This window comes from Beijerinckiaceae bacterium (assembly GCA_004564215.1).
In the GTDB taxonomy this organism is placed as follows: domain Bacteria; phylum Pseudomonadota; class Alphaproteobacteria; order Rhizobiales; family Beijerinckiaceae; genus Methylocapsa.
Genome location: CP024846.1, coordinates 1408547 through 1422247, shown reverse-complemented (window position 1 = coordinate 1422247; position 13701 = coordinate 1408547). Strand labels below are relative to the sequence as shown.

The 13701-nt window shown below is 60.6% G+C and carries 10 protein-coding genes and 1 tRNA gene; 4 read left to right on the top strand and 7 right to left on the bottom strand.

Annotated elements, in window-relative coordinates; all coding sequences use genetic code 11:
- Positions 1-10: 10 nt before the first annotated feature.
- From CU048_06670 to CU048_06650, 5 genes are all read right to left on the bottom strand, one after another.
- Positions 11-997 carry an antibiotic biosynthesis monooxygenase gene (locus CU048_06670; GenBank protein ID QBR71015.1) on the bottom strand — a complete coding sequence of 329 codons (987 nt, stop codon included), beginning with the start codon at positions 995-997 and terminating at the stop codon, positions 11-13.
- Positions 994-3693: an aldehyde oxidase gene (locus CU048_06665; protein ID QBR71014.1), complete on the bottom strand. Its 2700-nt coding sequence runs from the start codon at positions 3691-3693 to the stop codon at positions 994-996. The genes CU048_06670 and CU048_06665 overlap by 4 nt, the downstream gene beginning before the upstream one ends.
- Entirely contained in the window at positions 3690-4535 is an 846-nt protein-coding gene (locus tag CU048_06660) for an FAD-binding molybdopterin dehydrogenase (protein ID QBR71013.1), read from the bottom strand. Before CU048_06660 ends, CU048_06665 begins: the two co-directional genes overlap by 4 nt.
- Before the next feature lie 179 nt (positions 4536-4714).
- On the bottom strand, positions 4715-6097 hold the full coding sequence (locus tag CU048_06655) for an amino acid permease (GenBank protein QBR71012.1): 1383 nt from the start codon (positions 6095-6097) through the stop codon (positions 4715-4717).
- A gap of 149 nt (positions 6098-6246) precedes the next feature.
- On the bottom strand, positions 6247-7098 hold the full coding sequence (locus tag CU048_06650; protein ID QBR72719.1) for an alpha/beta hydrolase: 852 nt from the start codon (positions 7096-7098) through the stop codon (positions 6247-6249).
- A 486-nt stretch (positions 7099-7584) separates the two neighbouring features.
- On the opposite strand from CU048_06650, the gene CU048_06645 reads away from it, so the two are divergent.
- Both CU048_06645 and CU048_06640 read left to right on the top strand, forming a co-directional pair.
- Positions 7585-9027: a hypothetical protein gene (locus CU048_06645; protein ID QBR71011.1), complete on the top strand. Its 1443-nt coding sequence runs from the start codon at positions 7585-7587 to the stop codon at positions 9025-9027.
- 212 nt (positions 9028-9239) lie between these two features.
- Positions 9240-10784 carry a carboxylate-amine ligase gene (locus tag CU048_06640; protein ID QBR71010.1) on the top strand — a complete coding sequence of 515 codons (1545 nt, stop codon included), beginning with the start codon at positions 9240-9242 and terminating at the stop codon, positions 10782-10784.
- Between the two features lie 5 nt (positions 10785-10789).
- On the opposite strand, the gene CU048_06635 is transcribed toward CU048_06640, so the two are convergent.
- Both CU048_06635 and CU048_06630 read right to left on the bottom strand, forming a co-directional pair.
- Positions 10790-10865: transfer RNA gene (locus tag CU048_06635), tRNA-Ala, on the bottom strand.
- Between the two features lie 128 nt (positions 10866-10993).
- Entirely contained in the window at positions 10994-11353 is a 360-nt protein-coding gene (locus tag CU048_06630; GenBank protein QBR71009.1) for a TIGR02300 family protein, read from the bottom strand.
- 224 nt (positions 11354-11577) lie between these two features.
- Between CU048_06630 and aroA the strand changes: the two genes are divergently transcribed.
- On the top strand, positions 11578-12912 hold the full coding sequence (gene aroA / locus CU048_06625) for a 3-phosphoshikimate 1-carboxyvinyltransferase (protein ID QBR71008.1): 1335 nt from the start codon (positions 11578-11580) through the stop codon (positions 12910-12912).
- A complete protein-coding gene (locus CU048_06620) occupies positions 12909-13562 on the top strand; it encodes a cytidylate kinase (GenBank protein ID QBR71007.1) in 654 nt (217 codons plus the stop codon). Before aroA ends, CU048_06620 begins: the two co-directional genes overlap by 4 nt.
- The last annotated feature ends 139 nt before the right edge of the window (positions 13563-13701 follow it).

Here is a 13701-nt window from a genome sequence, read left to right as displayed (position 1 = left end):
CTAGCAGCATTTAGGGAAATTGCGAAAACACGATGAGGCACAGAGCGTAAAGGGCAATCACGAGTCCGGTGCCGGCAAGATCGATGAGTCTTGAATTTCGTCCCGAGGGACGCAGCCACCAGTCGAACCGTTTGCTGGCCCATGGAACCAGCCAGTTGAGCAATATGACGCTCACGATATTGCCGATGAACAAGGCCAGCCAGAAGGGCAGACCAGCCTTTTCGATCAGCAATGGATTTTGTGCGAACACCCCAAACAGGAACACCACCGGATAGAGCAGCAGCAAAACCAGCATGTTCTGCTTCCACGCTGGCGGTGCTGGGCGATCGACGGTCCCCGCCGGGAACCATTGATCGAACCCTGTGCGGACGATCCGCGTATGGAACTCCTCGGTGAAGGCGTCCGCCTCTTCCAGGAGCTTCAACCGTTCCGGCGAGTTCAGCCAGGCTTGGAGGTTGGCTTCCGAATCGAACCGCAGGATCGACAGCCAATCATTCTGCACGTTCGGGATCGGCGGCTCGAATTTATAGCCCTGGAAGCCCGGCGATTTTGATTGAGCGGCGGCGATTCGCTGCTCCCAGGCCCGATAGGCTTCTTCATGACCGGGCTTGATCCGGGTCGAAATCACGACCGACACGGGCGAAGGCAAAACGCCCGGCCCATCGTCCGTGACGATGTGGACATCGTCGCTGCCCATCAACAGGGGGAGCGCCTCTTCCAGCAAGCTCAGTCTGCTCTCTGAATTCAACCACGCCGCCGCCGTGTCGGCACTGGCAAAACGCTGGAGGATCACCCAATCGGTCTGAGCCGGAGGGCTCGGCGGGATGACCGTCTGCTTGAGAAAGCCAGATGATCGCGCGATGACCTGGCCGATTTTTTCCTGCCAGCGCGCAAAGGGCTCGGCCTGCCCGGGCCGGATCCGCGTCTGCGTGACGATCGTCACGGCGCAGCTATGGGGCGAAGCCTTGGCTTCAGGAGCGCCCGCGGGCTCGCTCATGGCCGAGGCCCAAGGCGGCTGAAGATCCGGTCAGGTGTCAGGGGCAAATCCGGGAACCGGACACCGGTGGCGTTGGCAACCGCATTCGCGATGGCGGGCGCGACCGGGTTGATCGCGCATTCGCCCTGGGACTTTGCGCCAAGCGGGCCGATCCGGTCGTGCGTATCGGCGAAAAATACCTCCGTGCGCGGCACATCGGCGAAGGCTGGAATTCGATAATTGCGGAGCGCCGGATTCACCATGGCGCCGTTGTCGTCATAGACCATATTCTCGGTGAGCGCCCAGCCGAAGCCCATGGCGATGGCGCCCTCGATCTGGCCTCGGCACTGCATGGGGTTGATCAGCCGGCCGATGTCGGCGGCATGCACGCTTTGGAGGACAGAAATCTCGCCGGTGACACGGTGAACGGCGAGCCTGACGCCGTGGACATTGAAAGCGACCGTGCGGGGTGAGAGATAAGCCTTTCGCTTGGCTTCGAACCGATGTGAGTCCCGCATCCCCGCCGCATGAAGCTCGCTCAAAGCGATCCGTTGGTTTTCGTAAAGCACGGTGCCGTCTTCCAGGCGGCAGGCGTCGAGATCCCATCCTAAATGTCGGCTGGCATAATCGAGAATATTGTCGCGCAAGGCAGCGGCGGCCAATGCCACCGCCTGTCCCGCGACGACTGTGCCGGTGCTGGCGAATGTTCCGGAGTCATAGGGCGTGAGATCCGTGTCGGCATTGATGATGGCGATGCTGTCGGCGCGGCTACCCAAAATCGAGGCGGCGATCTGGCGGTGCGACGTCACGGATCCATTTCCCATTTCCGTGGAACCGACGGCAAGGTGAAAACTGCCATCAGGCAGAAGCGTCATCCGCGCGCCCGAACGGTGCTCCGTCGGCGGGCCGCATTCCAGCATGGCGAGCGCGATGCCGGTCCCCTCGGTCCAGTCCTCGCCGTCAGGTTTTGGAGAGCTGCCGCCCGCCGTCAATTCCATTTGGACGCGGTCGAGGCATTGGTCGAGCCCGTAGCTGCCAAAATCCACGTCGGAAGGGTCCTTCCAGACCGACTCGATCCAATCACCAGGCCGGATCATATTCTTTCGGCGGATTGCGAACGGATCGATCGCGAGCAGCCGTGCAAGATCGTCGATCGCGCATTCGATGGCGAATGTCGTCTGCGAGGAACCATAGCCGCGAAAACCGCCGCCCGGAACCATGTTCGTGTAGACCGTATATCCATCCGCCTTCTTATTGGCGCAGCGGTAGGACGTCAGCGGGTTGCCGAGGGCGGCCGCGAGTGTCTCACCCCCATGCCCTCCATAGGCGCCGGTATTGGAGACAACATGAACCTCAATGGCGGTCAGCGTTCCGTCCCGCTTTGCGCCAAGCTTGACGCGTGTAGTCATCTGGTGGCGGGTCGTCGCGCCGATAAACTGCTCCTCGCGCGTAAACTCCCATTTCACCGGGCGCCCGGTCTTCAATGTGGCAAGAACGCAGAGGTCTTCGGAAAGCATCTCCTGCTTTCCCCCGAAGCCGCCACCCACACGCTCGGTAAAGACACGTAGGTCGCGCGGCCGCAGTCCAAACAGATGACAGAGCTTTTGATGGGCAATAAAGGGCGCCTGCGTACTGGTGCGCACATGCACCCGGCCGTCGTCTCCCGTCCACGCCAATGAGCCATGTGTTTCGAGATGCACATGCTGAACGCGGGAGGTCGAATAAGTCATCTCATGAATGGCGTCCGCGTCGTCAAACCCTTCGGCCACGTTGCCGACCTCGCCATGGATATCCACATAAATGTTGCCTTTTGCGGCTCCACCCTTGTCGTGAAGGATCGGTGCGTCAGCTCCCATGGCTGTCACAGGATCGAAGACGGCAGGCAAGATTTCGTATTCAACGTCGAGTAGGCGACAGGCTTCTTCCGCGGCGGCCTCGGTTTCTGCCACCGCGGCTGCGACCCGCTGACCGACAAACCGGACGACGTCGTCGAGCATATAGGTATCGTCGGGATCAACGAGGTGGTCCTCGTGCGTCGCGGTGCTGTAGAGCCGGCGCGGGACATCCTCCCAGGTAAAAATCTCCACCACTCCGGGGACACGCAACGCGCTGCCGCGGTCGATACGGAGAATATGCGCATGGGGGTGGGGCGAACGCAGCACCTTGAGGTGAAGCAGGTGCTCCATCCCGACATCCATCGTGTAATGCGCGCGTCCAGTGACGATGGTTTCACAGAACGGATTTTTCAGGCTGGCGCCACAAGCCTGGCCGGCGATGTCCGCCTCGGCGGAGGCAATTCCATGAATCGCGTCGTCGATGGCACGATACCCTGTGCATCGGCAGAGATTGCCCTTGAGCGCGTGGGGGAGATCTGCACGCTGGTCTTCATTCAGCGAGGCCGCCGTCATGATCATGCCGGCCGTGCAGAAGCCGCATTGGAACGCCTGGGCATCGAGGAAGGCCTGCTGCATCGGATGCAACGCACCGCCTTTGGAAAGGCCTTCGATAGTTGTGATCGTGCGCCCCTCGGCACGAAACGCGGGCATCAGGCAGGAGTGTATGGGCGTGCCATCCATCCAGACGGTGCAGGCGCCGCAATCGCCCGCGTCGCAGCCTTTCTTGACGCCGAACACGCCGCAGTCGCGCAAGAAAGTCCGTAAACATTGGCCAGGTTTCGGCTCGGCGGAATGCAGCTTTCCATTGATGGTGCAATTCATATCCAGACTCCCGCCTCGCCTTCAGCCTGCGCCAGTTCGGCACGAATCTGTTCGGCGAAATAAGGGGTCAGGTGACGTTTGTAGGCCGCCGCCCCATGCACATCGTCGAAATAGGAATCGGCGGCGATCCGCGCGTCGATCGCCTCGCGGAGTTCAGCCGCGTCGGGGGTGTAGGCGAAACGGAGCTGGACGGGGCGGGGCGTCGCCGCGGTGATGGTGAGGAGAAAATCGCTGCGGTCCTTGCTTTGCGTTCCGATCAACAGTGCCGCCGAACGCCCGAGATGGGTGAGCGACAGCCGGCGGAATGCGAAGCGCTTTTTCAATGCGGTGGCAGGAAGATGAATGTTCCGCAGCAATTCGCCCGGCTGCAGGATGTTGCGATGATTTCCGGTAACGAAGTCGGCGGCCTGGACGTCGCGGGGCGGCGCATCGCGCGGCCACAAGGTGTAGCGTCCCTCCAGCGCCACGGTCAGCGAAATCATTGCGCCGGCCGGCAAGGACATGCAGATGTTTCCTCCCACCGTTGCCGCGTTCCAAATCTTGAATGAAGCCAGCAGCGCATTGCAGCAATGGCGGAAAAGCGGTGTGCAGGACCATTCGGCCGGACCACGGAAATGATACAATTCCGCGAGACGACAGGTCGCGGCTATGTCGAGCCCGGTGTCCGAGGCATGCAGCGCGGGCCAGTGCAATTGCTCGAGATCGATCAGCGTATCGGTCGAAAGCTGCGGCTCTGAGAACAACCATGTTCCGCCCGCGAGCCAGGCATATCCGCTGCGCCACTGCGCGATCTCTTCCGTCGATGCGGGTCTTTTCAATTCGAGGATGGTGTTCAGGTTCATGAATGCTCCGCGTCCTTATGGAAAGAAGCGATCTTCACGAATATGCTCCAGGGAAAGACGTATGCGCAGGCTGCATTGACCGCATCGTATGAGCGGCCCGCCAACTTCACTTTGGAAGATTTGGACCCAAAGGAGTTAACGCTTTTCGGCGTGAGGTTCAAACGCTGTCGTAACTAAGATCATGGGCTGGAAGTAGTATCATAGAAGGAACTACGGTAGCGCCGGCGGTAGTACCAGAGCGGGACAACGCCGATCAGGATGGAGCCCGTACTCAGCAATGAAACGCGCCAGCCAAGATGGGGAAGCTGATAAATTCCAACGTAGGCAACGAACGCGCCCGACACTAAAGGGATCATTCCGGCAAACACCAACATCCTCCAATCGGTCCGCATCGCGTTACGAAAGTGCCAGGCGCAAGCGGTCGCTGCCAAGGCATAGTAGAAGGCGACTTGGACGCCGATCGCATTGATGAGTTCGCTCATCAATTTGCCGACAGACGGAACAGTGGCGGAGCCCGCGAATAAAACAAGCGAGGCGCTCGCGACCGCAAAGCCCGCGAGCCAAGGCGTCTGAAAACGCGGATGAAGTTGGCCCATCATTTTGCTGATCACCCCGTCGCGCGCCATCGAGAACAGCAACCTTGTACATTGCAGGAGCTGGGTCTCGATCGTCGCGACGGCACTGACGAGGACCGTCAGGACGGCGACGACGTTCCAGGGGGCTGGCAGCACCGCAGCACCAAGGGCAGGGAGCAGATTGCCGCCATTCGCCTCGATCTCATCGGGGGTGAGTGTCATTTGAACTGCCACCTGCGCCAGGACAAAAAGGCCGAAAATCACAATCACCCCGAGGATGCCCGCGAGCCCTGCAACCGTCTTGGCCCCGGCCGTTTCTTCCGCGAGATTGGCGGAGACGTCCCAACCGAAATAATAGAAAATAGCGACCAGCATTCCGGCCGAGAAGGATTGAAACGTGCCAAACGTCGAGGGAAAAAACCAGTCCCACGAAAATACTGCAACCGGCATGGACAGCGAGTGAAAGATTGCAAGAGCGCCGATGACAACGAGAGCACAGACCTCAAGAAGGGTTAAAACAATCTGCGCTTTCGCGTTCACTTCGATGCCTAAAGTCACGAGAGCCAGCACCCCGAGAAACCAGGCAACTCCAACTCCCGTTGCCCAGACGACATCATGGGTGCGGTCAGGTGCGAAGAGATCGAGTGTCGCTTCTCCGGCGGGGAGGGCCGCGGCGACCATGAAGATCGTGGAAAGGCTCAACAGAGCCCAGCCCGCCAGGAAGCCCAATGCTGGATGCAGCGCGCGGCCAACCCAGGCATAGGCGGCGCCGGCATCCGATCGCCATCGGTTCAAATAGGCGAACGCGATGGTGATGCCAATCATCGGCAGGGCTGCAACCCAGAGCGCTGCCGGGCCCGCGACTCCGACGGCGGCGATCAGGGCGGCCGTGCTGGCCGTGATCGAATAGGCCGGGGCCGAGCCGGCGATGGCCATCGCGAGCGAATCGAAGAGACTGAGCGCTCCCTTCTTCAGAGAAGCTTCCAATAATTCCCCCGAAACAGATAAACGCCGAGACGGTTTCGATGCTTCGATCCTGTTATCCAGTCAAGCCGGTTCAAGATCAAGGTTTGCATTGGTTGACTTGCGCGGGGCGGGACCGGCTGCGGCGTCGAACCCGCAGTTCAAAATCGCTTCTATTGAGATGCGCGATCCAGAAAATGCATCAGGTCGCTGTTGAACTGCTTTGGGTCCTGCAGGAACGAGAAGTGACTGACGTCCGGCTGGAGCAGCAATCCCGCATCGGGAATCTCAGCGGCCATGAATTCGGTATTCTCACGCTTGATCGCTTCGTCGTGATCGCCGTCGACGATCCACACCGGCAGGGAAATTCGACGAAGCTGCTTCACCGTGAAGTTCGGTTGGGTCGCCCACATCTCCGCAATCTGGCGCCGGAAATCCTCGAATTGGTCCGGGGTTGGGGAAAGGCGCTCATACTCCGTCTTGGCCCGGGAGATAAATTTGTTGAAAACCGGGCTGGCGGAAATGTCCTTCACGCCACTCGGGTCGGAATTGGCGGCGAACGCGAAAAGCTTGGTGATGCGATCTGGATGATGGATAGCGATGTCCAATCCCACGATGGCCCCATCGCTCCAACCCACGATCGCCGCCTTGCCGATGTTCAAAAAATCCATCAGGGCTACGACGTCTGACGCCATCAAATCATAGGTGAACGGCCGATCATCCCTTGTGCTGCGCCCGTGACCGCGGCTGTCCATCACCACCACCCGATATGATTTCGCCAGTTCGGGCACCTGATTGCCCCAATAATTCGCGTGAGCGAGTCCGCCGTGCAAAAGGATCACCGGCGGTCCACTCCCATATTCGGCATACCAGATTCGAATTCCGTTCACCGGCGCGTAGCCGCTGCGCCCCGCCTCTGGCAGAGCCGGTGTCTCGGGAAGGGTGAGCCAAAGGGCCTCTGCGCCTGCTTCTTCGCTGAAAGCGAGGATCGCAAATAAGCAACCAAGACAAAGCAAGGCGCGCATGCGGGTTTCCTTTCCAGGGGGCAGTTCCATCGGCTCTGAATTGATGGCGCCGGGACACCCGAATCGCCCGCCCCTCTAAGCGTCTATGTCATAGAGAATTGGCATATGATTGTGACCGATCCCCTTCGCTGGAGCCCTCCTCGGCGCGGCCACAGGCCGCGGCGAAAACCCCTTATTAGAATTTATTTAACGATATCATGTAATTAGATCTCAACTAAAAGCGGCAAAGATCAGCCACAATTCCGAACCTTAATAAATGCCTAATAAAGAGGGGTCGGCTTGATCTGCTGCAACCTTGGTTTGGCAGCGGCTCTTTGCCCTGGGCCAGCATTTTGAAAGCGCGCCGAGCGAAAAATGCGTGGCGTGGCCGATTGCTGATTTTGAGATCCGCACTCACGCGACATGGATAGGCCCGCGCAGTCCGCCACGTCGCCGAAACAGGAGGCCGGAAGTATGAGTGATTCCGTTACCAAACGGCAACCACCGATGATCGATATAGGGGAACTCGAAAAGGAGTTGGGAAGACCACCGTCCTTCCATCGGGAAGAGGTTGAACCCATCACCGAACTTCTCCGCGCCATTGGCCGGCAAAGCGAGTCGCAGAAGGTCGATCGCGACCCCAAAGCGCCGCAAGCGCTCAAGACGCCGAAACTGGTATCCGACAGCATCGTCAGAGGCGATTTCGCGGCCATCGAAGCCGGATTGCTCGGTGCCCAGCGGCTTGAAATTGCACTTCGGCCGGAGGTCGTCTCGAAGGCGGGACCGAAAAAGCCGATCGCGCCCCAGGTCGGCAGCGACTTTGCTGCTATCGAGGCGGGATTGTGGAGTGCGACCCGGAAGACGGGGGAGAAATTCTCGGACGTGGCCTTGGCAAAGGGTTTCCCCACGGTCGACCTGGGAGCCGAACGTTGGCTTCCTCCGGGGCAGCCCGCCGGCAATGGCGGGAGCCTGGCCGAGACCCAAATCAGGTCCCGTCGACCTGTTTATGTTCTGGGAGCGATCGTTTTTGCCGGAATTGCCGGAATGGTTGCCAGTTACGGGTTCAGGAGCGATGTTTCGGGCGAATCCGAGATTGCTACGATTGAGAGTGAGAGGGATTTAACCGCGTTGCACGTCGCCACGGAAAGTCCGGTTCAGAACGCCGCCATTCTCAGGGCGGTGGAGCGTGCGCCTCGCGTGACGGAAACCGAGCAAATCGCCCAGGCGCTTCCGCCTCAGGATCAAGCCCAGCCTGTGGTGGCTTCGATGGAACCACAGGCCCCGGTCGAGACCGAAATGGCGGCGGGGACGGCGATGGCAGACCCCTCGCCAGTGCTGACCGAGGCAGCCGAGGCGCCCCCAAATCAGCAGGAGGAAAATCGGGCTGATTTGGCTCGGCCGAACGAAGCACTCCTCTTGGATGCCACGCCGCTTTCCAAAGACCCGCCACAATTAACTGCCGATCAAGCGCCGCCTGCGCAAATTCAACCGTCGGCGGAGGCGGCCAGCGTGCCGCATTTAGCCGGGCCGGAGCCAATCAAAGCCAGCTCAAAGCAGGCGGAGGCCGCCGCCGCTCACATCACGCCGGTCGTCAAAAATGCCCCGGCGCAAGCCAAGGCCCGCTCCCCGGCCGCCCATCCGGTGGCGACGGCCAAGACTCGGACGCCCAAACCGGCTGTACATGTGGCCAAGGCGCCAAAACCAGCAGCGCCCCGACAAGAGGCCGTTCGTCCCCAGCCTCAACGGATTGCCAGCAGGTCGGAGACGCTTTCGGTCAGCCCGCCGCCTGAGTCGATGCCGGTTGCGGAGCCAAAGGCCGAAGCGCCTGCGCCTCAGCAAAATTTTGCAAGCAATGGGGCATTCGGACTGGTGCAAAACGCGGTCAATTCGCTGACCACCACCACGTCCAAATTGCTGCAATGGGGCAAAAACGAAACCGGGATACATTAAGACGGGGGAAGCCTGAGCAAGGGGTGACCTCGCCCGCCGGTTGTAAGGTCGCGACCGACAACAAATATCGCGGTGATGGGATCGTTTCGAATCGAACGTTGTTCTATATTCGAGCCATCCATCACCGGGAGAGTCGCTACGCGCTCTGAGTTCAATCATCGCCGCATCGAGTGGCATTCGCCCCTGGCGTCAGGCTTCGGGGAGCGTTGAACATGAGCGAGGCCTTGCCCCCGATTGGCGCGCTGGAGCCGGGGTCGGCCGCCGAACTCGCCGCCTTCCGAGACCTGCAGGCTCGTTTGCCGGAGCTGTTCCGCACGGTATTCCCCGATCCTTGCGCGCCCCGCACCGTGGTGATCATCCCAAGCCTCAGTCTCGACCAGGACGTCATGGCGCGGGTCACTGGCGCGCATCATTACGAAGAACGCATGCTGTGCATGCTGATGCTTCTGAAATTTCCTCGAACCCGAATCATCTATGTCACCAGCCAGCCGGTGTCCGAGGAAATTATCGACTATTACCTGAATCTGCTGACCGGGATTCCGTCGGCACACGCGCGTCAGCGCCTGATGCTTTTCTCCTGTTTCGATTCGGCGCCCAAACCGCTTGCGGCCAAGATCCTGGCGCGGCCGCGGCTGCTTGCAAGGCTCCGCGCGGCGATCCCCGAGACCGCGACGGCCCACATGTCCTGCTTCAATGTTTCCACGCTCGAACGCAGCTTGGCAGTGCAGCTCGGCATTCCGATCTATGGATGCGATCCGGCGTTGCTTTCGCTTGGATCGAAAAGCGGGGGCCGGTCGATCTTCAAGGAGGCGGGGGTGCCTATCCCGGCGGGTTTGGAAGACCTTGCCGACGAAACCGACGTCGCCGGCGCCCTTGCCGAATTGAAGCGGCGCAATCCGAACTTGCGAAAAGCCGTGGTGAAACTCAACGAAGGTTTCTCGGGCGAGGGAAATGCGATCTTTGGCTTTGAAGCGGCGCCTGACAGCGGCCTTGAAGGCTGGATCCGCTCAAAGCTGCCCGCGCTTGCTTTCGAAGCCCGGGATATGTCGTGGGAGGCCTATAACGCCAAGCTCCGCGAGATGGGCGCGATCGTCGAAGAATTTATCGAGGGCGAAGAGAAGCGATCGCCCTCGGTTCAATATCGTATCGATCCGCTCGGCGAAATCGCCGTCGTTTCGACGCATGACCAAGTGCTCGGAGGGCGGTCCAACCAGGTGTTCTTGGGATGCCGGTTTCCCGCCGATGTCGCCTACCGCTTGGCAATCCAGGAGGAAGGACTGAAAGCCGCCCGGATCTTGCGGGATCGCGGTGTACTCGGGCGGTTCGGCATCGATTTTCTGTCGGTGCGCGATGGTTCAAGCTGGCGGCATTACGCGATCGAGATCAATCTCCGCAAGGGCGGAACCACCCATCCCTTCATGATGCTCCAGTTTCTTACCGATGGGCGCTATGAACCCGAGACCGGGGAGTTCCGGACCCCCACCGGCGGCTCCTGTTGCTATTATGCGTCCGACAATCTCGAGGCGCCGGTCTATCGGGGACTGACGCCCACCGACCTGCTCGATATCGCGGTGTTGAACGGTCTGCATTTTAATGGCGCGACGCAGCAGGGTGTCGTCTTCCACCTCATTGGAGCGCTTTCGGAATATGGCAAGCTTGGAATTGTCTGCGTCGGGCCGACGCTTGCTGAGGCGGACCGGCTTTATAATGACACCGTCGCCGTTCTCGACCGCGAGCAAAAGGCGCAACAAAGCTAAGGTTTTGGTGGAGCCAGGCGGAATCGAACCGCCGACCTCTTCAATGCCATTGAAGCGCTCTCCCAACTGAGCTATGACCCCGGCTTCCGCCTAAATTCCATCGTCTCGTCAATCCACTAGCACGGATCTCGGTTGAGACGCGGCGTCCCGATGGGACAGGACGCGCGGCGGCTGTATAGCGTTAACCGCCGCGCTTCACAAGCTAAACATCAGCGTTCTTCGTCGTCCCCGATCTCGCCGTCGATCAGATCGCCGACATCGTCGCCGTCTTCCTCCTCTTCGGCCAGGAAAGTATCGTCGGCGGCTTCAATCTCAACGTCGTCGTCCGCCACCACCGGGATTTTGTCCTCGCCGGGATCGGCTTCCTCAAGCGAAACCAATTCAGCTCCCGCCCCCGTCTCAATTTCATCCTCCTCGGGCGCCGCGGCGCGCTGGGAGGCACGTGCTAATTGCGCGGCTTGAAAGACTGTTCCGCATTTAGGGCATGTAATCGGCGATTTATTTAGGTCGAAGAAACGCGCGCCGCAGTTCAGGCATTGGTGTTTGTTACCGAGTTCGGGTTTGGCCACTGAACCTACCTCTCGAAGAGACGGCAGCCCCCGTGAGCCAAGGCCGCCGACACAATAGTTTTCGGTCCCGTTAGTGATGCGCGGGCCGCCTGTCAAATGGAAGTTGATGCAGGCTACCGGTTTGATGACAGGATACCTGCCGCCATGCTACCAGCTTCGCGACCGCGCGTGGCAACCATAGGAACTCACTTGTCTTTACACAATTTTCCGGCTTGGGGGCTGTGATGGAGGGAAAAGCGGCTCCGCTGGTGGCGCGGGCGGAGGGTCCCCTGCGCGGAAGGCTTAAACCGCCGGGCGACAAGTCAATTTCCCATCGCGCCCTGATTCTGGGTTTGCTTTGCGTCGGTACAACCGAAATTGAGGGTTTACTCGAAGGCGACGATGTTTTGCACACCGCCGTGGCCTGCCGCGCCCTGGGTGCGGAAGTGCAGCGCCGGGGCGTGGGAAGCTGGCTGGTGCGCGGTTGTGGCATCGGCTCCTTGCTTGCCCCGCGCGAACCCCTCGACTTCGGAAACTCGGGAACCGGCATGCGGCTCATGATGGGCGTTGCCGGAGGCCATGCGCTCACGACCTGTTTCGACGGCGATGCATCCCTGCGCAAAAGGCCCATGCAGCGGATTCTCGATCCGCTATCCCAGATGGGGGTGGAGATTTTGTCGCAGGCAGAGGGCGGACGCTGTCCGATTGTAGTCAGGGGCACGAGCGAGCCTGTTCCTATTGACTATTTATTGCCGGTGGCCTCGGCGCAGATCAAATCGGCGATCCTGCTTGCCGGTCTCAATTCTCCCGGGCTTACGAGCGTCAGGGAAACCGAAGCCAGTCGAGACCATACCGAAAAAATGCTGGCCCATTTCGGCGCCGCGATCAAGGTGGAGCCTTTTGAGGCGCACGGCCGGAAAATCAGTCTGGAAGGCCGCCCAGAGTTGCGCCCGGCGCAGATCATCGTGCCGGCGGACCCGTCTTCCGCCGCTTTCCCATTGGTCGCCGCGACGATCATTCCCGGTTCCGACATCGTCATCGAGGCGGTAATGATGAATCCTTTGCGGACGGGCCTCCTTGCCACTTTGCTGGAAATGGGCGCCGATATTCAGATCCTCGACAGCCGCGATGAGGGAGGCGAGGAGGTTGCTGATTTGCGGGTACGCGCGGCCATGCTGCAAGGTGTCGATGTCCCGGCGGCCCGCGCCCCTTCGATGATCGATGAATATCCGATTCTCGCGGTCGCGGCCGCCTTTGCCACCGGAGAAACGCGGATGAATGGCCTTGCCGAATTGCGGGTCAAGGAGTCCGACCGTCTTGGGGCAATCGCGGATGGTTTGCGGCTTGCCGGGGTCGGCTGTCAAATCCTCGGCGACGATCTTCTCGTCGAGGGGCGCGCCGGCGACGTCATGGGCGGCGGCAGCGTCGTAACCCATCTCGACCACCGCATTGCGATGAGCTTTCTTTGCCTCGGTTTCGCTTCGCGGCGGCCCATGGCGATTGATGATTCGCGTATGATTGCGACGAGTTTTCCGACGTTTAGAACCCTGATGGAGAGGCTGGGGGCCCGGTTTCAATGATCATCGCCATCGACGGTCCGGCGGCCTCGGGCAAGGGGACCGTGGCGCGGAGCCTCGCCCGCCATTTAAACCTTCCGCATCTCGATACCGGGCTGCTTTACAGGGCGACCGCGAGGGCTCTAATGGAAAGCGGCCATAATCTCACCGACCGCGAAGCCGCCGTTGCCGCCGCGCGCGGCCTGGCGCTGACCGACTTTGACGAGGCACTGCTGCGCGTCCGCGAGATGGCGGAAGCCTCCTCCATTGTGGCCGCCATTCCAGAGGTTCGGGCCGCACTCATCGATATTCAGCGTGGCTTCGCCCACCGCCCCGGCGGCGCGGTCCTCGACGGCCGTGACATTGGCACGGTGATTTGTCCCGAAGCGTGTCCTAAGATTTTTGTCACGGCCAGTCCCGAGGCGCGTGCGACGCGCCGGGCCCTGGAGCTGAGAGGCCGCGGCGAAAAGGTCGATTATGCTGCCGTGCTCGAAGATATTCTGAAGCGCGACGAGCGCGATCGCAACCGCCCCACGGCACCCTTGAAAGCGGCCAAGGATGCCATCGTCCTCGATACGACCGAGCTGGATGTGGAGGCGGCCTTCGCCGCCTCACTTGCGATCGTTGAGCGCTGCGCCGGGGGTAAGAGCCGCGCCGCTCGAAGCCTGGGATAGGAACGGGCGGGTCTGGCGGACTCATTTGAAGGCGAAGCCTCGAGTAAGGGTTCGGCGCAAGAAAACCTAATCTCAGCGTCCCAACACACTTGCGCGGACTGGCTTCGCCACTATAGTCGCGGGCCTCCTCCTTCCCATC